Genomic DNA, 18,287 nt, shown 5'->3' with positions numbered 1-18,287 from the left:
AATTTTATTATTATGTCTGAACCTAATATTTACCATCTGAAGTACTTTATAAAAGCCGCTGAACTGGGCAGTCTGGCCGCGGCCGCCAAAGCGCTGAACATCAGTCAGCCCGCGATCAGCCAAGCCATCAGAAAGCTTGAAGAAAACCTGCAATGTGAACTTCTTCTGCACACTAAAAACCGCTTCAAGCTGACGGAAGAAGGGCGCCTGCTGCTGGAGCGCTCCCGAGGCATCCTGACCCAACTTGAAGATTTGAAAAGCGAACTCAAAGGCCGCTCTGAAGTGATTTCCGGCCCCCTGACGCTTGCAACTTCCAGCGCGGTGGCGCACTATCTGCTGCCGAAATTTTTAAAGGACTTTCTGAAGACTCATTCCGCCGTTTCGCCGGAAATTCAATTTGGGTCAGTGCCTGAGATCCTGCAGATGGTCCGTTCTGGGAAAGCTGAACTGGGGATTATCATCGACGAAAACCGGCCACCGGGATTTGAAGGACGACTCTTGGGGGAAGGTGGTTTTAGCTGCATTCACAAATCCTCAACCACCCCTGCCCAGCCACGCTTTATCAGCACTTTGGAAGGCCCCGGCAAACACGAGCTGGAGAAAGCCTATAAGAGGGCCACAGGAAAAAATGCACTGACGGCCTTAACAGTGGAAAGCTGGGAGGTCATTGCTCAAATGAGTCTGCTGGGAATGGGTGTGGGCCTTGTCCCGGACTTTGTCGCCAGCGTCCAGACGGGTCTGAAAACCGTCGAAGAGTTTTCCGTTTGGGCCGAACGGATCCGCTATAAGATCTATCTGATTCATCTGGGAGAGCATCAGCTTTCCAAACCCGCGCGTCTTTTTGCTCACGAATTGACCCAGGGAATTTTAGAATAAAAAAAGGGACTCTTTTCAGAGCCCCTTCTTAGTATCAACCGTTTTGGCTATTTTATTGATTCACTTCGTTGGGGATCACAATACGTGTTCCAACCATCAAAGATGCCGGATTGCGGATATTGTTTCTTTGTTTAATATCCGAAACAGCCACATTGTACTTCGCAGCGATCACGGAAAGGTTCTCACCACGGCGAACAACGTGAACTTTGGCTTTAGGTTTGCTGGACTTAGCCACATCCACAGAAGCCTTCGCAATGGAAGAACTGCCTGGGACTGGCACTTTCAATTTCATGCCCACCTTCAAAGTACGGCCACGTTTGATGTTGTTCATGCGCTGCAATTCAGAAACACTGGTGGAGTATTTGCGTGCAATCGTGAACAAAGAGTCACCGGACTGAACGATGTAGTAACGACCATCAGCGCTGACGGTCACTGAGTTCTTTGGCTCTTCAGAGGTGGATTTCTTTGCCACCATGGAGCGCGTTGCTGGACGATCCTTCACTGGAGTGCGGTCCGGAACCTGAATGCGCATACCCACTTTCAAAGGTTTGCGACGAGGCAGATCATTCAAATCACGCAGGTAAGCCACTGTTGTGCGATAGCGACGAGCCACGGTGCTCAGAGTGTCACCGCGACGAATGCGATACGTCTGTGTATCACCAGAGTCTGCAACGAAACGAACACTGGATACAAAGCTTTCGGTTGCAGCCACTTTTGCTTCATTAGATGTACCCGGCGGCACACGCAGAACCAGGTCGCTGCCCTTAAGAATTGCCACTTCCCCTTTGAACTTCGGATTCAAAGCTTTGAAATCTTCATAGTTCAGATTCAGTTTTTCAGCCATCATACGCAGATTCACCGGTTGATTGACTGTGATGTGATCGAACTCAATGGGTGGAAGATAATCGATATCGTCGAAACCATATTTCGCCGGGTCTTTGCCGATCATTTTCGCGGCAATGAACTTAGGCACGTAATTGATGGTTTCAGCTGGAAGTCTTTTCTTACGAGCCAGTTCCCAGAAATCGCGCGTATAGTGGTTCATCACTTCGCGTTTCACGCGGTTTTCACCCACGTTATAGGAAGCCATCGCCAGATACCAGGAGCCGAACACGCTATAAAGGCCTTTGAAATATTCAGCGGCCGCTTGGGTTGCGAATACCGGGTCACGGCGTTCATCCACAAAGGCGTTGATATCCAAGCCATAGCGCTTTCCTGTACCACGAATGAACTGCCAGTAGCCCACGGCAGACGCATGAGACGTCGCACGGGAACTGAATCCGGATTCAATCAGGGCAATGTAGAAAAGATCTTCAGGAAGTCCGTTGTCACGCAAAACTTTTTTCATCAGTTTTTCGTAACGGGTGGATCTGGCCAGATAACGTTCCATGTGCGGGCGACCGCGACCTTGGAAGTAGGCAATCCATTTTTCTACCAGGGGGTTAACTTCAGTAGGGATGGATTCCAATTCCTGATCCACCACCTTGGGGCCTTCGGGGTCAGACAAGCGGAACGAGCCAATGTCCTTCAAATCCCCTTCACTGTTGGTAGCTGGTCTGCCAGCTTTTGTGCCCAAATCCTTATGAGCACACCCTGCCAAAAAGGCCAGGACCAAACTCAATGTTAAAAGTCTCCTCATGAGTCCTCCGACGCAGGTTTCAGGCTACAAAAGTCAGAGGACTTTTTCAATAAAACATCGTCCTTATTTTGCCTTTTTAATCAGCAAATCCTGCCATAGGACGGGATTTGGGGCATAATTTCCCTTCTCCGAGAGACGATAGAGCAGGACGTTCCTTAAGATGGCCTTCACATAAAAGCTCGTCTCTGTCCACGGCAGCTCGTCAAACCACAGCTCATCAAGGGGTTCAGAGCTGGGCTTGGAAACTAATTCGCTCACCTCAGCTCTTGCTTCCATCCACAATTTTACGCGATAGGGTCCTGCGTTATAAGCCGCCAAAGCAAATGGCACACTTCCTTGGAACTGGTCCAACATCTGGGAAATATAGAACGACCCCATCGGAATATTCACCTCTGGGCGGAACATATCATCAGGAAGCTCCACCTTCATTCCCAGCTTGCGCGCCACTTCCTGCGCGGTGGGAGGGATCATCTGCATCAAACCCAAAGCATTGGACGTGGAAACAGCTTTCAAGTTAAAAGCACTTTCCTGCCGAGTCAGACTCTTAAACAACACCGCATCCACGCCATAGCGTTCTGCCTCAGCCTGATACAAGCTCGAGAAAGCCTCCGGATAGCTGATCTTCACAAATTGCTCGCGACGCAGACGAGGATCTGCTTCCATCGCCTCATTGATCCAGCGAATGGCCGTGACGTACTGCTGGCGTTCCATCATTTTTTCCGCCAGATTCACTTTCAATGTCGCGTCTTTCATGAACGGCATAAAAGACAACTCTTCCTGCGCCTCGCCGACCCAACCAGCCTCTGACAGGGACTTAAAGCGCTGCCAAGCCGTCTTTTGCGAACCCACGACATAGAATTCATTCGTCAACGCCGGAACCTTGTCTTTGTTTTCAGGCCAGGTCAGTTTGCCCGCCTGAGACTCCGCCCGCAGGCGCAGCCCGTAATAGGAAAACGGATAACGCTCCATCAAATCCGCAGCCGCTTGTTGCGCCCGATCTGACTTGCTGCCTTGAAGTGAACGCACCAACCAGTACTGCCCGTTCAGTTCATAGCGTTCGCGCCCCTGCTGAAGAAGTCGTTCCAAAAGGGCTGACGCGTTGGTGAATTCCTTCTTTCTATAGTAAATCAAACCGGAACGGAATAAAGCCTCTGCAGCTTCGTCAGATCCCAGATGATGGGTGAAGAGTTTCTTGTAAAGATCCAATGCACGATCGTACTGCCCCAGAAAGTGCGCAGAACGCCCGGCAATCCACAACGCGGAGGTCGTGCTGGGTGCGGTGGGGCTTTTATCCAAAGCCTTCATCGCCAAAGACAGAGAGCCCGCATAATCCGCACGACGATGCAGACTCTGAGCCCAGTCCATCAGCCGTTGAGTGTCGGCCTCTTCCATTTCATTCAACGCTTTGACCTTCACCAACTGCTCTGACAATGAATTGTAGATCTCCAGTGGTTTGTCCTTCATGCGACGGGCGGCACGACTTCCGGGATATTCATTCAGAATTTGTATAGCGTCTTTCAGGGCCGAGATCGGATCATTCTGCTTCAGGGTTGAGGCCACACGTTCTTCCAGTTTGCCTTCCTCACCGCTGACCTCAGTGACGGTCGCCGCAGTCTTCACGGGTGTCACCACCGTGACTTTCGTGCGACTGATAAAATCCAGTTTATCCTGAAGATATTTTGAATCCCGCTGATCCTGCGCCTGCTCATAGAAAAACTGCGCTTCGGGATAATTATTATCCACAAGCGCCAGATCGCCCAACATCTGATACGCCCGGGACTTTTGCTCTTTGTTCAAAGAGTAGCTGCCCCCCAACAAAGCATCTATCCCAGCAGCCGCCGATTTAATTTTGCGATTGACCTGATCTTCCAGCGACATCAACTTCAGATTGACATAAGACTTCGCCAGATTGGCGGACCAAGGGCCTTCCTGCATCAAATCCTTGTGCGCTTCCAGAGTGCTTAGGGCCTTGTCGACAGACGCCGCATCCTTGCGCTTGCTCTGCGCCCCTTCCAGACAGTGCAACCAGGTCGTTGCCACCCAACCCCGCAGATCCTTGCGAGCATTGAACACTTGAGGCGCAAGCTTTGCACACTCCACCCACTTCAGATGAATTTCGTAATCCTTCAGTTGAGAAAGCGGCGACAATTTGACTTTCTTCTTTTCCGGCGTCACTCGATACAGATCCACCACTTTGCCAGAAAGTTCTTTTTTTACATCGACCTTATGTACTTGTGCTGAAACATTTAAGCCCGTCAAAAGACTTGCCAAGACCAAACTTTTTTTCACGGAGCATCCTCCTCTGAAGGGCCCACAACCTGCAGGCTTCCTTGGTAACCGCTCATATCAAAAGCGGACTTCTTCAAATACACGACACTGGCTTCCTTGCCCTGACGGAAAACTGTTTCAATCTTCCAGTAAGGTTCATTCAAAAGCAGTTCCAGTGGTTCGCTGTCGATTTTTTCGCAGAAATACACCAAGGCATCCGGCAAAACTCTTTTACTGCAAAGCTCAAAAGCGGCCCCTTTGGAGTCCCGCAGAATCCACGGCCACGGCCATTGTTCCTTGATTCCGAATTGCAAAGTTTCCTGACGCAATTCCGGATGATCCCGCAAGACGCCTGTGATTCGATCGGCCAACTCTGCCAGTTCGTAACTTGAATTCACATAAACATAGGGATGTGTCAAATCCATCGGCACCTGATAAACGGAAATATAAGTGCTTCGGAAACCTAGCAAAGCCAAGAGTCCCCCCACAGCCAGCAAAGGCCAACGCCCTTGGGATCGGGCTGAGAAAATCTGTTCCGCCGTGAATGCCAGAACAAAATAGAAACCCCACACCAGCGACAGCACGCACCATACGGTCTTATAGGGAATCAACGAATACACCAACAGTTGCACCAGCGAAAAAACACTGACAACTCGCAAGGCCTTCTGGCGGGAAAACACACCCCAGCACGAACAAGCCATCCCCAGCAAGACGAGCGGCTCTGCCGCATAAAGCACCTGGATCCAGTACCAGAAGCTTTTTTCGTGTCCCTGGCCATGCACTCCCGTTTTCAACCATGGCAAAATCGCCTTAAAGAAGTCCCCCAGTCCCGACGGATTCTTAAAAAAGCCGGTGAACAACTGCACGTACAGCAAAAGTAAAACCAAAAACAGCACAGTGACCGAACGAGTCCACGCCTGCGAAATGCGCCTGACTGAAAACAGTTCACGCAATGCCCGGGGCCCCAAAGCACCCAGCCCCACAACCCAGGCAAACAATGTGACAACGAAGGTTTCCTTCAAAGTCACCATCCCCCACAAACCCAGCAAGAAAAGCCCCAGGGCTTTGCCATCTTGCTGCTGCAACCAGCGCAAAAGCCCCAATGCAAAGATGAGCTGAAAGAACACGAAAGGCATTTCGTGAATACCGGATCGACCGAAGAAGATAAACGCAGGACTGATCAGCAGCAAAATAGCCATGCTTCGGTTCACAAATCGGGACGAAAGCGCCCCGTAAAAAAAGACCATCACACTTAAAACACTGAAAAATGCCGGAACAGCCCGAAGAACTTCCAGACTGCGCCCCCAAAGGGATTCGAACAACTGAAGAACATAGAAGTAAAGAGGTCCGTGATAATTATTGGGATCATATTTGTAAAACCCCAACTTGGACATCTGCATGACGAACCAGCCATTGATACCTTCATCAAAATGAATAGGCTTGTTTGTCAGCAACAGAAAGCGACTGAGAATTGCCAGCAGTAAAAGCCCCACCCACAGCGCCATTTCAGAGAAGTTCGTGACCTTCGATGATTTCATTGCTAACTATCGTAAAGATGGAATCTGCTGTGTCAACCCCGCTCTTGTCATTGGTGATATATTTGAATCAGGAAAACAAACACCTGACGGACTGTCTGCGTGATTTGCAGACCTTCTTTGCCAAGTTTCCACTTCCCTACGAAGTCATCCTGATGACAGAAAAAGGTGTCGTGGTTTCAGATCCACCCAAAGCTGTGAAGGTGATACGGAATGAAAAACATCTGGGCCGCGCTGCCAGCCTGTGGCAAGGACTGCAGGCTGCTCAAGGTCATTTCCTGACAATTTCATCCGTGGAAATGAGCACTCCCCTGGGTGATCTCTTCCGTTTGTTGCAACATTTGATGAGTGAAGAAAAAATAGACCTGTACTGGGGCAATCGCTACGCACAGAAGAACAGTTCTTTTTTAAAGACAGAAAATACCCGCCAGACGAATGAACATCTTTTCAACGGAATTCTAAAGGAAAAGTTCGGACCCGTGCCCGCGGACCCACTCAGTGATGTCCTCATGATCAAGCAGGACGCACTTAAAAAACTGACGGTGCATATGAAAAAGCAAAAGATACAAGGCTGGTATTTGGCACCGTCTGTCTTGCGAGCCCTGCGGCAGCAGCCTTTGCAGGTGGAACAACTGTCGGTCCTTGATTCTGGTCAGACAGCACCAGGTTATTCCCTATGGTGCACTCGCTGGAGTCTTTTCAAAGAGTGTTTGCTCTAGGCCACACAGGGCTTCGTAAAGATAATAGTCCAGCCAGCGATTTCCACCGACTGGCAATGCCCCCTGATGCAGATACCCCATGTGCCCGCCACGCTTTTCAATATGAAGCTGTACATACTTGGAAAAGGGCGCTTGAAAATAGTCATGAACGGAAACAAAGGGGTCGTCCCCCGCCGTCAATGAATACGTCGGGACGTCAATATTGCTGACATAATTGATTGATGAACAACGCTGATAATAGTCTTCACGACTGGAAAAACCCGATGCCGGAGCCGTGTAGATCTGATCCATGTCCCACAACGTGGCCCAAGGCGGAATTTCATAGCGCTCCGAGATCAGCCCCATCTTGTACTTTTCATCCACCAGTTTGCGCAAACGGGACACAAAACGCAGATCATAAAGCCTGTTCAGCCCTGACTTAAGCAGCAGAGATCCACTTTTAAGATTTAACGGCGCATTGACCGTGATCGCTCCATCGGGCTTTTCTCTTCCGGCGAATCCCCCCAACAAACACAACATGATATTGCCACTTAAGGAGTAGCCCACTGAAACATGCTTATGGTTCGGGAACATCCGACGCAAATGACTTAAGACGAGCGACACATCTTCAGCACTGCCGGAGTGATAAGGACGTCGCGCATAGGGTGCCCCTTCGCCGGCCCCTCGGTGATTGACCAGGACCACGGTATGTCCCAGCTTTTGGCAAATCAAAGCTGTTCTTTGCATGTAATCAGAGGAAATATCGCCAGACAAACCGTGAAAAAGACTGACCACGAGGGGTGATGAACCCGGCAGATAGGAACAAAAAAGCCGATCCCCGTCTGGAAGATCGACTTGAAACTTTTTACCAAAATCAGAAAGTTCTATGGATTTAAGGAAGTGCGCCCACAAAGTCTGACCATGACCGCTGTCGGCCCAAAAAGGCGCAGAGCATGGAATCAGATCAAGACGTCGCAAAGTTACTCCTTACAATAGAAGGTTCCGTTCACGTAAACATATCCGTCCGGTCTTCTGCCGCGCGGATCGTGATGCAGCCAGTGCAGCAGGCCGCCTTTGTTGGTCCAGATAAACTGACCACCCATCGCAACTCGATCACCCACTTTCAGCGGGACGCGAGGGCACATATCCAAATTATACACCGCCTGCATGGTCTCGCCATTAGAAAGACGCACAGTCCATTTTTGATGTTCAAGACCACTATTGTCGTCGGGCAGAATTTTGGTCACCACCATATCGGCGCCCTCAACAAAGTCCTCGCGGCGGCGGTTGTTGACAGCCTCCACCAAATCGCGATCGTCACTGATTAAATCATTTTCCTGATATTGCTTGAATCGAGCCGCCTCAGCAGACTCCATTTGAGAAAAGACAACAACCGCAAACGCACAAACATAGATCGCAACGCGAACCCAAGACTTCATCACATCCCCCTTCATGATTGAAGCACCCCACCACGGGGACGAAGTCTGCTTCAAAGGAGGACATCTGACAATCAAAAAGAGTCTTACATTCTCTGTAAAATTTACTGCTAACAGACCCCTAACACCATAAAAGAAAAAGGCTCACTTCTCTTTCTTTGGCACTCGAAGAGGGTCTTTGTTGGTCGCTGACATGTAGCGAATGTCGTTTAGAGAGAGTTTGAATTTCTCGCCCCACTTCTTCAGCAGGCCTTCGTACTCTCCAGAACGAATCAAACTGTCCATGCCGGCGTCAAATTTACGCGCCGTCTGCTCTCCCAGAGGATGCTGCTTACTGATCATCAGATAAAGGCCGCCGGTTCCTATCGGCCCCAGGACTTTTAAGTTCTTCTTCACTGTCTCGGTCTGTGTTCCCAGCAGATAGTAATAGGTCAAAAAATTCACCACGCCATGCGAAACTCGTTTGCCGGCCACAAGCTTTAAGACATTCGAGTCTGAACTGACAAACTGCTTTTCGATTTTAGGGTGATAGTCAAACTCGGGTCCGTAGGAAAAGCCATTGGTGACAGCCACCTTTTTCCCTTCCAGATCATTGACCTCATCCACCTTGCCTTCTGTACTGTCTTTATGAGCGATGGCAATGGCACTGGTAATGAGCAAGGGATAGTCGGGGAAAATCAGAACATTCAACATGGTCGGGTCATAAGTGGTGCTGAAACATCCCAGTTCCGTTCCAGCCTGCACCTTCGCCATACAGCGCGAAAATGGTACTGCCTCAAATTTAACTTCGATATGCTGAGTGCGAAACACACTGCGAACAATATCGACCGACAACCCTTCGACTTTATTGCCTTGTCCAGAGCTGTACGGAGGAAAGCCATCCTCCGCCAGAAGCTTCAGAACTTCTGCACGCGCAAAAGAAGCCAGAAATGTGAACCCTAGAAAAAGGACCTTCCACGCACATGGCACCCGCTCACCTCGCTGCAAACAAGATTCTTCGACCAGTACATCATGTCTGCCCACGGATGTAAAAACTTTGTAGCTCTCTCTGACAGCAAGAGCTGTCAGCTCGCAAACAAAAGGCTAACGAAACTCGACCTTGTCGATGGTGACAAACTCTTCCCCAGCCGGTTTGACAATGCGGACTTCGTCGCCCTCTTTCTTGCCCAACAATGCTCGCGCCACAGGTGATTTCCAGGAAATCTTGCCTTGTTTTGGATCAAACTCATCTTCACCGACGATCTGATAAACAACTTCGTCGCCATCTTCATTTACCAAAGTCACAGTTGCACTAAAAAGAACAGTGCTACCCTTCATCTGTTTTGGATCAACAAGTTCGGCATCTTCGATTCTTTTTGTCAGAAAGTGCACACGACGATCAATTTCGCGCAAGCGACGCTTGCCGTACTGATAGTCTGCGTTTTCAGAGCGGTCGCCATTGCTGGCGGCCCAGGCCACCACTTCCACCAACTTCGGACGCTCGACGTGCATCAGTTCGTGATATTCCGCTTTCAGCTTAGCCAGACCTTCAGGGGTGATATAATTCTTCTTGGTATCCATAAGCCAAGACTAGACCATCTGCCAGAGTCCTTACAAAGGTTTTTCCCTCGTATTCCATAATTTATCACCCGAACGGGGCGGACCTGGACTTAAGCGCCATTTAATAATGAGACTTTTTCTCCGAAAGAAGATTGAGGAGGAATCGATGAAAAAACAATGGAAACGTCTGCTTATCGCCGCTTTAAGCTCGTCTTCCGTGTTTGCAGGAACGTGGTTTTGGTATCAATCCACGGACAGCAATCGCGCCTCTCAATCCAATGAAAAACCGCTGGCTTACGTCGGAAAAATTGTTGAAGACATTCAGCGTCGCCCGGCATCGCGTCTGTTGTGGCAACTCGTCAACACAGGCGAGCCATTATATAACGGCGAAGCCATTCGCACCGGTGAACGTGGCGAAGTGCGTATTCAGTTTGTCGACTCGGATCGCTATTTGGATCTGGAGCCGGAATCTCTGATCGTCATTAAAAAATCCGAAGGCGAAATCGCTCTGGATCTGATGGAAGGTAGTTTGTTCGTTAATGCCAAAGCCGGTGCGGGCGACAGCAATGCCCCGGGACTGGTATTAAATTCCGCCAATGGCAAGGTCGATCTGTCCCAGGCATCCGCCTCCCTTTCAAAAGGCCGTGGTAACGCCGTGGATGTTCAGGTCCTCGAGGGTAAAGCGTCCATCAAAGACAGCAATGGTCAGACGCAGGATTTGACCACTCGTGAAGAAGTGCAGATCCTGTCTCCATCGCCGCAAAAACCTGTGGCGATGAATGCAGAAAGCCCTGATCCAGTCTCTTTCCAATGGCGCGGCTTCCCGCCTAACACGCAAGTATCCTTGTGGGTGGGCCCAAGTCGTAAGCAACTTAAAGAGATCAAAAAGGCCAGTTTGAATGCCAGTCAGCTCCAGGCCGCTTTGCCGTTTGGCCGTCACTACTGGAAACTTGTCGCCACCACACCTCAGGGCTCCGTCGCGGGTGAAAGCCCCGTTTACAAGACCGAGGTGTTGGCGCGCTATGCTCCGACAGTGACGTTCCCGACTGCAGATGCAGAAATTCAGGCTCCCCAAGTTCCTTATGATATGAATTTCAAATGGCAAAAAGGTGATGATACACGACAGGTGACTTTAGAAGTCTGGTCCGATGAACAAATGACCCGCAAAGTGGCAACCCGGACGCTTACCAAAGAAGATAACTTCACCCTGCCCGGCCTGAAAAGTGGGACCTACTTCTGGCGCATGACTTCATATTTTGTTGATACGGAAAAACCAGTTCTGGGCAAAGTGCAAAAATTCACAGTCGGTTCGTTGGCAGAGTTCAACGCCAAAAAAGCGCCGATCCCGGTGGTGGTGGATTTCACCATCCCAGAAAAGGATCTGGTGCAGTACTATGTTGAACAGCCTCAACTGGGTCTTTCTTGGAAAGGGGACCGGCCGGATCAGGTGGCATCCTGGAGAGTTAAATACCGTGGCGAAAATGACGCCCCCGAGTCCGCCCAGAGTATGAACGTCAAAGACACTAAGTTGACTGCTCCGGTGCACAAACCCGGCCGCTATATCGCTTCCATCGAAGCTCTTTCCGAGGACGGAAAAGTTCTGGGGGCGGCAAGCTCACAGGTCTTGACCGTCAGCCCATTGCCACTTTTACAAGCCCCTGTATTCACACCTGCCGAAGGTGTGCTGCAAGCCTCGAACGATGGTCGCAGTCAGTTGATCTGGAGCCAAGTGGAAGGTGCCAAGGAATATTGGCTGACCATCAGAAAAAACGGCAAGGAACTTAAGCGCAGTAAATATGCACAGAACTCCACTTCGCTAAAAAATCTTCTGCCGGGTGAATATGAGGTCGAAGTCTCTGCCGTGGACACTTATGGCCGAAGCAGCGAAGTTCTGCCTGCCCGCAAACTTTTGGTGCCGGATACTTCTAATATCAAGGCCCCTACTTTAAAGAAGATCAAGGTTAATTGATGAAGTTAACTAGTGCGTTCCTTCTTTTGCTAATCTCTTTCTGGACCTCACTGGTCTGGGCGGCGCCCTATCGCCGACTCGTGAACTTCGAGTGGGAAGCAATTGAAAACGCCAAGTCTTATGAGATCGAACTAAAACAGGTCAAAGCCAAAGGGGAAGAGGCCAAGACCTTCACCTTTAAAGTGACCGAAGCCGCCTGGAACGGCCGCCTGACCCCTGGCAAATACATGATGAAACTGCGTTCACGTGACTATCGCGGAGTTCCTGGGAAATGGAGCGAGGAAAGCGAATTCAATGTGGGCCTGGAAACCGCCGTGCTGAAATTCCCGGGCTCCCGCCTGCAACTGCCCACGCAGGAAAACGACAAGACCACTGTGAACTTCAAGTGGGAACCTGTTGGCGGGGCGGATCAGTATCAATTCACGCTGATCTCTGAAGACGGCAAAACTCAGATCTCGGAAACTTTGAAAGAACCTTCCTTTAAGGCAACGATTCCCGTGGCTTCCCACTATACCTGGAAGGTTTCCTCTTCCAATGCTGAAGGCATCGTCAGCGATGCCACTGCCGTGGGACAATTCACGGTCATGGGGAAACCTGTTGAAAACCCTCGTATTGATAAGCCCGAAACCGATTTCGTTCGCGAACTGAAATGGTCCAAGCCCGACTACGTCACCGGCTTTGATATCTATATTTTGAAATTCAACAAAACAGCCCGCAAATGGGAAAAGATGAAGGTCCTTGAAAACTATCAACAGGACACTCTGCCCTTTGATGAAAGCTGGCCTGGCGGACAATATCAAATTGGTATTCGCGCCAAATCAGATTTGCGACCTTCATCCAAACTGGCGAAACAGTCGTTCTCTGTGCGCCATGGAGATCGCTCTCCAGCCGCAGAATACACAACACTGGTCAGAAAATCCATTGAGCGGGTTACCGGATGGTATGCCGTGGCTAGCTATCTGATCACCGAAATGCAATACCAAGGGATCAATCCGGAAAAGAATTCTTCCGTGGCATACAAAGCTCTGGGCGGCACGGGACGCCTGGGAATTGGCTGGTTCAGCCCAACAACCCCTTGGGGGTTCCTGGGAATACTGGATTTAAGCGGATTCACCTTCAACGGCAAGACTCAAACCTTTGCTTCCGCCGAAGCCAATGCCGTCTATCGCAAGGCCGTGGGCGATCGCGGGGAAGTGCGCTTCCAAGCCGGGCCTTACTATAAAGAGCTGCCTGAAACTGTCGGTGATCCATTCTCGGGTCAATCGTCGGACTTAAAAATCAGCTCGGCCGGGCCGCATTTCGGAGCGGAATACTGGTACTCTTTGACGCCCAAATTGGGAGTTCAGGTCAATGCCCATCTTTATCTGTCACTGATGAAGATCAGCACCCCCAACGGCGAACCCATGGAACCGAAGATGTCCACACAGTTTGGATTCCTGGGAAGTTACCGCTTTACTCCGCGCTTTACGGGGTTGATCGGTTACGCCCGCCGTGAAGATAAAATGTCTTACAAGGCCGCCACAGGAACTGACAGCTTCGCCAGCGATGGGGACGTGAATGAATCCACCATCGTCGGAAATTATCTGAACGTTTTTGCCGAGTGGAGCTTCTAGTGATCAGGAGAGAATTATGAGAATACCCATTTCTACAAAACTCATCACGGTCACCATCCTGATTCTGGTGGCGGCCACAGGCACGATCACCTGGATCTCCTCTTCCTATTTCGAGAAGAAAGCCGCCGAACAGGTGGATATCGCCAACCTGGAATCTGCAGCCGCCAAAGCCAAGGAAATTGAAAACATCGTGGCAAGTCTGGTCGACAAGACCCGCACGACAGCTTCTTTGCTGACAAAGGGTGCCGCTTCGCAAACGGAGGCCGGTGATGATTTTGATTTTAACTTTACTAAAGATAAAAACTTTATTGCTTTGGAAGTCCTGAAGCTGGATGGCCCGGCGGTGGAAACCGTAGCCCGTAAAGTCAAAGAGGATGTGCTTAAACCGTATGGTCTGACTCCGGCTTATATCACTCACCTGCGCTCCTGGCAGAAATTTCCGATTCGCTCGGTAGCTCAGGGAAGCATTGAAATCAAAAATGCCTCTTATCCCAAAGCCCCAGCGATGATCACCATCGGGATTCCCCTGATCCGCGATGAACAGGGAAAAATCACGCACATTGCCCTGGCGGATGTGACGCTGGCTCCGTTCGAAAAGCCGTTCACCGATCCGTCCGAGCGCACTCAGTACCTGATTGATCGCAACGGGGAGCTTCTGGCTCACAAAGATGAACAAAAAGCCATGGCCCGCCTGAACATGGGGAAATACCCTATTGTGCAAAAGGCTTTGACACAAAAATCCCCGCAGTTCCAGACAAAGTTTCTGAATCCTGACAATGACAAAGACTATTTCGGAGCTTCAGTTAAGACTTCGTACGGCGCAACCGTGATTTCACAAACTTCAGAAGAAACAATTCTTGAAGTTTCCAATGAGGTGAAACGCCGGGCGATCTTTGTGGCCGGTTCCGCCATTTCCATGGCGATCTTCTTTATCTTCCTGTTTTCGATGACACTGACCTCCCCTATTGAAAAGTTGGCGGAGATGATCAACCTGGTTTCAAAAGGAAACTTCAACGTCAAAGCCCGCGCGGCCGTCAGATCCCACGACGAAGTGGGCGACCTGGCAGAGGCTTTCGATCAAATGACCGAGGGTTTAAAAGAGCGCGACAAAGTGAAAAGCCTTTTCTCGAAGTTCCACGGATCTTCTGTCGCTGAAGACTTGATCAACAAGGACATCGGGGTTGGTGGCCAGACCAAAGAGGTCGTGGTCTTCTTCTCGGACATCCGGGGTTTCACGGCGTTTTCAGAAAAGCGTTCGCCAGAAGAAGTCGTTGAAATGCTGAACGAATACTTTGGTGTTATGGTTAAAATCATCAACAGCCACGGCGGAGTTGTCGACAAGTTCATCGGGGATGCGATCATGGCGGTCTGGGGGGCACCGAAGAGTTCTGACCGTGATGCCCATCAGGCGGTACGCGCCTGTCTTGAAATGAGACGTGCCCTGGAAGAACTCAATGAACGCCGCATTGCCCGCAGCCAACCGCCAATCAACATCGGTATGGGCTTACACGCCGGGAAAGCAATTTCTGGAACCATCGGTTCAGACGAGCGTATGGAATATACGGTCATAGGAAACACGGTCAACACCGCCTCCCGTATTGAGGCCTCGACAAAAGCCTTCGGGGCGGATCTGTTGATTTCAGACACCGTCATTGAAAGAATCGGTGAGGATTTCAAAACGGAACTAGCCGGAGCGGCCGAAGTCAAAGGGCGTTCCGAGGCCCTGAAGATGTTCAAAGTCCGTGGCTACAGAGCTGAAGACGGAAGCATGGTTGAAGTCCGCACTCCTTATTCCGACTATGAAGCCGAGGCCGCAGACAAAGTGAAAATCAAAGACGCTGCCTAGCGTTCACTGGCTGGAGCGCGTGATCCTGACGTAACCACCGCACTTGCCGCGGTGGTTTGTTTTTCAACCATGGCGATCCGGCGAAACTCGGGATAGATAAAGGCCTCTGTCACATACAAATTCTTTGTGGGATCTTTTTTGGATGACACCAAAGATGGTGTGCTGGCGCAAGATACAACATTGATTAGAAGCAGGCACAACCACACAAGTTTCAACTTCATACATCCCCCCGGATATCGTAGATAGAACCTTTTGCATTCTTCCTGCCACCCCTATTGCAATAGGTTGCTTATAAACGGAAAGTCCTTAATCACTGTCTAAAATATATTAGACAGTCGTTTTTCATCGCATCACAACTGTACAGACTTAGCACATGTTCAAACATTTTCCGTTTTCTAAAAATCACACCTGAAAACAAGCACTCGCATCAAACTTGGAAAACTTTTGGCTGAATTTCGTCGACATTCAGATTTGTAAGATTTCAGCAGCTTAGAGGCTGGCCCGACCGTTGCTTTGTGATTCCTCGCAGGGGGAACGATGAAAAAGATTTTGTGGGCCATTTTATTTGTCGCAGCAGCGGTTCCGGAATATGCCTTGGCTAAAGATGTGGTGTCCACAGGCACCTTCAATCAAATGATTGATGAAGGCAATGCCGCCGCCAAAGATCTCAACGCCACAATCGCACGTAATGTCAGCTCCACCGGTGGAGCCACCTTTAAAGGCGACGTGATCACCGTCGTGGACAGTAAACGCAATCCAGTCAAATACAACCCGTTCCTGATTGAGGACGAGGTTGAGGTCAAGTCCATTCGCGATTCTGAATAGCATTTACGATCCGGGGGGATTCTGTGAATAAGCTGACTCAATTTTCAAAATTAGTACTGTGTGGAGCTCTTGTAGAGGCTGTCGTAGGTTGCAGCCAACCCGTACGTTTCGCCCCCTCAGCCCTTGAACAAAGCTCTTTGTCTGACAATGCCTTTGGCCAGACTCCAGTGATTCCGGAAGTGGAAATCCCTGAAGTTCCCAAAGTTGATCCATTTAGTCCCTATAAGCACATGACGGACGTTGCCAATGGTGACGATTCGATGACACCGAATCTGGCCAGTGCTGATTCCATCAATGGCAAACCGGTTTCCAACTGTGAGCGCATTCGTCCTGACGGTTCGGACCGCTACGAAGAGGAACGCCAGGCCGCTTTGCTTGCCGCCAAAGAAGACACCTCTTTGATTCCCGTACGCTTCTCGGTTTCCGCCGGGAGCGCCGTGGACAACATTGCACACTGGTCCCATCAACGATCCATTCTAAGAAAAGACACTGAGGGTGTGACGCCTATCTATGTAGGCGCGGCCAAGAAGGATACTGATGCCTGCAAATGGTCAACGAATTGCACCCCCAAAGCGACAATCACCAATCACTTCCATTATCTGGCGGATCACATGACAGCTCGCAGTGAATTCATCAGTGGTAAGAAGTGTTTCTTCAGCACGGTCCGCGCTATTGCCAGTGTTGAAAACACCGGTGCTGTGACTGTTTTCGGCGACACAAATCAGGTCATTCCTGATGCGGTAGCCCTGCAAAACCACTCTTTGCGCAACCTGTACTATGGTGAGTCTTACGCTGATGATGTGAACTCCGGCAGTCCCCGTCTTTTTAAAAGACTGGGTGATGGGACGCCGAATATCGTGAATCTTTATCTGGCGGACTTGCGTGAAAACATCAACGACACCAATCAAAAAGCCTTTAATATCCTGACTCCGGAGTTCGTTAAACTCAGTAAAGGTCTGACTCGTGGTGATGAAGTGACTTTGACCTTCAAACAGATCTTTGACCTGCGCACCGTATGGTCGCAACGAGACTTCATCACCGAAGTTCTTTCCACCCAAAGATCCGTAAAAACAGGGACTGGCACCACAGTCACAATGGGCTCCTGCAATACCGGAGATCTGTGTTATTCCGCCTATGAGGCGGTCCCACAACTGATTCAATGGATGGTTCATTCCGGAGTGGACGGTACCGCCATGTCAACGAAGTACACCCCACTGGTTCTGGATCTGGGTGAGAAAAACGTACAAACCTCCAGTGTGGAGGGTGGCACCTTCTTCAATCTGGCAAACCTGAAAGTGGACGGCAGCGACAACGACTTGGATGGAGGTCAAAAAGTCAGCCACATGACCGCCTGGCTGGGTGGCAAATTAGTTACCAAAGAGTCTGAAAACTCAGTGAATAAAACCTTGTTCAAAAGAGAAATCGAAGATGGTTTCCTGGTTGTTCCCAATGCCGATGGCAGCATCACCAGTGCAAAAAATCTTTTTGGCTCGGAAATGAAAGTGAAGGTCGGAGATGAGGAAAAAACTTTTGCCAATGGCTTTGAAACCCTGATCGCCTTGGCTGGCAAGGACTGTCAATCTGAAGACCCCAAGAAACACTATCTGGGACCTTGGGATGGTGAACTGTACAGTCAAAAGATTAAAGTATGGGTGGATAAGAACCGCAACGGCATCGCCGATGATTCCGAAGTGATTGCTCTGGCTGACGCGCGTGTTGCTGCGATCAATGCCTGCCACGTGGTCTATGCAAACGAAAAGGACAAATACGGTAACAGCACCGAGTTGCGCGCTCCGTTCCTGATGCTCGAACCGGGTGAGGTTCTGGCTTCCGCGGAACAAACAGAAGGTGTTTCTGAAGATGAAATTCTGACTCGTCTGGCGACAGGAAAAAACAAAGACGGCCAAACGGCGCAGTTCCGCCTCATGGTGGACATCTTCTTCAAAGCTAAAACAGATGTGATTCTTGAAAACGTGGACCCTTCCCGAGTCCAATCGACAAAGGGAGGTGTCCAGCTAGCACAGATTGGTCAATAGTTTAGAT

15 protein-coding genes are annotated in these 18,287 nt (G+C 50.0%); 7 read left to right on the top strand and 8 right to left on the bottom strand.

Annotation, left to right across the window (positions count from 1 at the left end):
- The first annotated feature begins 12 nt into the window (after window positions 1-12).
- On the top strand, window positions 13-876 hold the full coding sequence (locus tag ACZ50P_RS04750; protein ID WP_464133849.1) for a LysR family transcriptional regulator: 864 nt from the start codon (window positions 13-15) through the stop codon (window positions 874-876).
- 52 nt (window positions 877-928) lie between these two features.
- On the opposite strand, the gene ACZ50P_RS04745 is transcribed toward ACZ50P_RS04750, so the two are convergent.
- The 3 genes from ACZ50P_RS04745 to ACZ50P_RS04735 all read right to left on the bottom strand — a co-directional run bounded on the left by ACZ50P_RS04745 (window position 929) and on the right by ACZ50P_RS04735 (window position 6,321).
- Entirely contained in the window at window positions 929-2,515 is a 1,587-nt protein-coding gene (locus tag ACZ50P_RS04745; RefSeq protein WP_464133847.1) for a LysM peptidoglycan-binding domain-containing protein, read from the bottom strand.
- Window positions 2,516-2,578: 63 nt separating this feature from the next.
- Entirely contained in the window at window positions 2,579-4,804 is a 2,226-nt protein-coding gene (locus tag ACZ50P_RS04740) for a lytic transglycosylase domain-containing protein (protein ID WP_464133845.1), read from the bottom strand.
- Window positions 4,801-6,321: a flippase activity-associated protein Agl23 gene (locus ACZ50P_RS04735; RefSeq protein ID WP_464133844.1), complete on the bottom strand. Its 1,521-nt coding sequence runs from the start codon at window positions 6,319-6,321 to the stop codon at window positions 4,801-4,803. Before ACZ50P_RS04735 ends, ACZ50P_RS04740 begins: the two co-directional genes overlap by 4 nt.
- Between ACZ50P_RS04735 and ACZ50P_RS04730 the strand changes: the two genes are divergently transcribed.
- On the top strand, window positions 6,312-7,037 hold the full coding sequence (locus ACZ50P_RS04730) for a hypothetical protein (RefSeq protein WP_464133840.1): 726 nt from the start codon (window positions 6,312-6,314) through the stop codon (window positions 7,035-7,037). The genes ACZ50P_RS04735 and ACZ50P_RS04730 overlap by 10 nt on opposite strands.
- Here the strand turns inward: ACZ50P_RS04730 and ACZ50P_RS04725 are convergent.
- The 4 genes from ACZ50P_RS04725 to greB form a co-directional block, all read right to left on the bottom strand.
- On the bottom strand, window positions 6,993-7,994 hold the full coding sequence (locus ACZ50P_RS04725; protein WP_464117887.1) for a YheT family hydrolase: 1,002 nt from the start codon (window positions 7,992-7,994) through the stop codon (window positions 6,993-6,995). The two genes, ACZ50P_RS04730 and ACZ50P_RS04725, sit on opposite strands and share 45 nt — an antisense overlap.
- 2 nt (window positions 7,995-7,996) lie before the next feature.
- On the bottom strand, window positions 7,997-8,455 hold the full coding sequence (locus tag ACZ50P_RS04720; RefSeq protein WP_464117889.1) for a DUF3465 domain-containing protein: 459 nt from the start codon (window positions 8,453-8,455) through the stop codon (window positions 7,997-7,999).
- A 141-nt stretch (window positions 8,456-8,596) separates the two neighbouring features.
- A complete protein-coding gene (locus ACZ50P_RS04715; RefSeq protein ID WP_464133837.1) occupies window positions 8,597-9,421 on the bottom strand; it encodes a substrate-binding periplasmic protein in 825 nt (274 codons plus the stop codon).
- A 114-nt stretch (window positions 9,422-9,535) separates the two neighbouring features.
- Complete coding sequence (gene greB, locus ACZ50P_RS04710; protein ID WP_464133836.1) at window positions 9,536-10,012, bottom strand: transcription elongation factor GreB; 477 nt, start codon at window positions 10,010-10,012, stop codon at window positions 9,536-9,538.
- Between the two features lie 145 nt (window positions 10,013-10,157).
- On the opposite strand from greB, the gene ACZ50P_RS04705 reads away from it, so the two are divergent.
- The 3 genes from ACZ50P_RS04705 to ACZ50P_RS04695 are packed head-to-tail and all read left to right on the top strand — an operon-like array spanning window position 10,158 to window position 15,419.
- Complete coding sequence (locus ACZ50P_RS04705) at window positions 10,158-11,960, top strand: FecR family protein (RefSeq protein ID WP_464117894.1); 1,803 nt, start codon at window positions 10,158-10,160, stop codon at window positions 11,958-11,960.
- Window positions 11,960-13,573, top strand: a complete 1,614-nt coding sequence (locus ACZ50P_RS04700; protein WP_464133834.1) for a fibronectin type III domain-containing protein — start codon at window positions 11,960-11,962, stop codon at window positions 13,571-13,573. The genes ACZ50P_RS04705 and ACZ50P_RS04700 overlap by 1 nt, the downstream gene beginning before the upstream one ends.
- Window positions 13,574-13,589: 16 nt before the next feature.
- Entirely contained in the window at window positions 13,590-15,419 is a 1,830-nt protein-coding gene (locus ACZ50P_RS04695; RefSeq protein ID WP_464133832.1) for an adenylate/guanylate cyclase domain-containing protein, read from the top strand.
- Here the strand turns inward: ACZ50P_RS04695 and ACZ50P_RS04690 are convergent.
- Window positions 15,416-15,640: a hypothetical protein gene (locus tag ACZ50P_RS04690; RefSeq protein ID WP_464133830.1), complete on the bottom strand. Its 225-nt coding sequence runs from the start codon at window positions 15,638-15,640 to the stop codon at window positions 15,416-15,418. The two genes, ACZ50P_RS04695 and ACZ50P_RS04690, sit on opposite strands and share 4 nt — an antisense overlap.
- Before the next feature lie 316 nt (window positions 15,641-15,956).
- Here ACZ50P_RS04690 and ACZ50P_RS04685 point away from each other — a divergent pair, with 316 nt between their 5' ends.
- On the top strand, window positions 15,957-16,244 hold the full coding sequence (locus ACZ50P_RS04685) for a hypothetical protein (protein ID WP_464133828.1): 288 nt from the start codon (window positions 15,957-15,959) through the stop codon (window positions 16,242-16,244).
- A gap of 23 nt (window positions 16,245-16,267) precedes the next feature.
- The gene (locus tag ACZ50P_RS04680) at window positions 16,268-18,280 is read left to right on the top strand and encodes an iron-regulated protein frpA (RefSeq protein ID WP_464133826.1); all 2,013 of its coding nucleotides are present in this window, start codon (window positions 16,268-16,270) and stop codon (window positions 18,278-18,280) included.
- Window positions 18,281-18,287 lie beyond the last annotated feature (7 nt).

It is taken from the genome of Bdellovibrio sp. CKG001, from assembly GCF_055397465.1.
Note: the sequence above shows the minus strand (reverse complement) of the source record. Positions and strands in the feature narration are given on the sequence as shown.

Excerpts from the sequence above, each read along its gene's own strand:
- ACZ50P_RS04750 (WP_464133849.1), top strand. The coding sequence starts at position 13 with ATGTCTGAACCTAATATTTACCATCTGAAGTACTTTATAAAAGCCGCT.
- ACZ50P_RS04745 (WP_464133847.1), bottom strand. The coding sequence starts at position 2,515 with ATGAGGAGACTTTTAACATTGAGTTTGGTCCTGGCCTTTTTGGCAGGG.
- ACZ50P_RS04730 (WP_464133840.1), top strand. The coding sequence starts at position 6,312 with ATGATTTCATTGCTAACTATCGTAAAGATGGAATCTGCTGTGTCAACC.
- ACZ50P_RS04735 (WP_464133844.1), bottom strand. The coding sequence starts at position 6,321 with ATGAAATCATCGAAGGTCACGAACTTCTCTGAAATGGCGCTGTGGGTG.
- ACZ50P_RS04720 (WP_464117889.1), bottom strand. The coding sequence starts at position 8,455 with ATGAAGTCTTGGGTTCGCGTTGCGATCTATGTTTGTGCGTTTGCGGTT.
- greB (WP_464133836.1), bottom strand. The coding sequence starts at position 10,012 with ATGGATACCAAGAAGAATTATATCACCCCTGAAGGTCTGGCTAAGCTG.
- ACZ50P_RS04705 (WP_464117894.1), top strand. The coding sequence starts at position 10,158 with ATGAAAAAACAATGGAAACGTCTGCTTATCGCCGCTTTAAGCTCGTCT.
- ACZ50P_RS04700 (WP_464133834.1), top strand. The coding sequence starts at position 11,960 with ATGAAGTTAACTAGTGCGTTCCTTCTTTTGCTAATCTCTTTCTGGACC.
- ACZ50P_RS04695 (WP_464133832.1), top strand. The coding sequence starts at position 13,590 with ATGAGAATACCCATTTCTACAAAACTCATCACGGTCACCATCCTGATT.
- ACZ50P_RS04690 (WP_464133830.1), bottom strand. The coding sequence starts at position 15,640 with ATGAAGTTGAAACTTGTGTGGTTGTGCCTGCTTCTAATCAATGTTGTA.
- ACZ50P_RS04685 (WP_464133828.1), top strand. The coding sequence starts at position 15,957 with ATGAAAAAGATTTTGTGGGCCATTTTATTTGTCGCAGCAGCGGTTCCG.